The sequence below is a fragment of the Nitrosospira sp. Nsp18 genome, from assembly GCF_900103145.1.
Lineage (GTDB): Bacteria > Pseudomonadota > Gammaproteobacteria > Burkholderiales > Nitrosomonadaceae > Nitrosospira.
On sequence record NZ_FMWY01000055.1, the window covers coordinates 1 to 2,043 of the forward strand.

General features: G+C 52.6%; 1 protein-coding gene. It reads right to left on the reverse strand.

The genetic code is table 11. The features are described from left to right. Positions 1-254: 254 nt before the first annotated feature. Positions 255-1,781: a MocR-like pyridoxine biosynthesis transcription factor PdxR gene (locus BLS94_RS14380; RefSeq protein WP_090962629.1), complete on the reverse strand. Its 1,527-nt coding sequence runs from the start codon at positions 1,779-1,781 to the stop codon at positions 255-257. Positions 1,782-2,043 lie beyond the last annotated feature (262 nt).

The window sequence follows — 2,043 nt, forward strand, 5'->3', positions numbered from 1 at the left end:
CTAGGCCGCATGGGACGCAAGGCATAGCCCCGTCCCGCAAGGCATGACACCGGTCCGCCGCCGTCGCCAGACGGAAAGGTGGATCGGTGTTTTTTTATGCAGGATAAAAATAGAAATATCAGGCTTTTTTCACTCCTTCAAATCTCTCACGCGTGAGAAGGCAGTCTGACAATAAAATGATTTGTAGCGCCAAGGTGGCTCCAAATCAAGTAAATGACTCTTACGGATTGTTCGGTTGATAGAGACTGGATAGCTTAAAGAGGTGATCCCGATAAGCTGCGTTTATCCGCTCCCGAAGAAGCGGAGTTTGCTGGTATATCTGCAAATGCATCAGCCAGACGCCTTATTCCTGCTCGAATCTGATGCTCATTAAGGGAAGAAAAGCCAAGCACAAGAGTGTGCTTGCTAAAGCTGCACGTTCCGAAATCATGAGCGAGACCGGGACCAATGGAATAGATACCCACCCCATGACGCAGCGCAAGCGCCTGAAGCTCGGACGCATCAGGATAATTGTCAGGCAGATGCCAGGCGAGGTGCAGACCGCTCTCGAGCCCCGAAAGCTGGACTGCGCCGAAATGTCTGCGTAACGCCTCTATCAGGCAATCATGACGCTTGGAGTAAATACTGCGCATGCGCCTCAAATGGTTGCCATAGGCGCCGCTTCGAATAAATTCAGCCATTGTTGCCTGATCTAGCCACGCATGGCCATTATTGAGTAATGCCTTGGCTGCCCGCGCAGCAGGGATCAGTGCCTTAGGTACCACAAGATAGCCCAAACGCAGCCCAGCACCCATTGATTTGGAGAATGTCCCCAGATACATTACACAACCGTGATCATCCAGCCCCATGAGCGCGGTTAATGGCGAGCCACGGTACCGGAAATCAGAGTCGTAATCATCTTCTATAATATATGCACCGCAACGTCGAGCCCAATCCAGAAGCTTCAAACGGCGGTCGTTCGATAGCGTGAAGCCAAGGGGAAATTGATGAGAAGGGGTAACGTACAGAAGTGCGACGCCATCCTCGGGCAGTTGCGCTACATCCAGTCCCGCTTTATCTACCGGCACCTGTACTAATTTCGCATAATAGCTTTCAAACAGGGATGCCGCGCCTCGATAGCAGGGATTCTCCATAGCGACCCGCGTGCCCTCCTTTACGAGTAACCGGGCCGCTAGATTGAGTCCCTCCTGGGAGCCGGCAGTAATAATTACCTGATCAGAAGAAACGCTGATTCCGCGCGCCCCTCCAAGGTATTCTGCAATCACTTCTCTCAGCTGCGGCAGACCGCCTGAATCACAAGATTCCGTAAACTGGGTGCTGGTAGAGGTAAATACCCTGTTGATGAAACGGCGCCATATCTTATCGGGAAATAAATCGAGCCCGATTCGGTCTGGGCAAAAATCAAAATCCAGATGCTGGGCGATGTTTTTGACCGGCATCTGGCCGATAAAAGGAATTACGGGTAGTTTTAACGCTTCACCACGAACAGGAACGGAAGCAGCAGTTCTGCGTGTTGCAGCCAGGCAGGTTTCGGGTAATTCAAGATTGACGTAGGTTCCAATCGCTTTTCGTGCTTGAAGATAGCCTTCGGCGATTAAACGTTCGTATACGAGCAGAACGGTATTACGGGAAATGCCTAGCTGCTCGGCAAGTACCCGGCTGGCCGGTATCAGCGTTCCCGGCTTTAGTCGCCCGCCGAGAATGAGGTAGCGTAATTGCTCGAATATCTGGCCCTGCAGCGATTGGCCGCTGCCGTGGTCAAGCTCAATGGGAATTGCCATATTCCTTCCTGGCGGGACGCCTGCCCGCTGGGTTCCGGTTCCGGATAAACATGTGATTCTGACATATTCGCAGAGCTAGCGTAAACCGGCTGGTACTGATATACCAGCTCCTATCCTAAGTGATGTGGGCGGCGTCTATTTCGACAGCTCAGTACGGCCCCCACTCACTCCTCATCCTCCTCCTCGTCGTCCTCATCCTTTTTCTCGGGTTTGAGGACCAGTTTGCCCTGCTTCTTGCTCTCGTTCAGGTCGGTCTCGGGGG

Bases quoted from the DNA above. Each gene is read 5' to 3' on its own strand.
- BLS94_RS14380 (WP_090962629.1), bottom strand. From the start codon at position 1,781: ATGGCAATTCCCATTGAGCTTGACCACGGCAGCGGCCAATCGCTGCAG.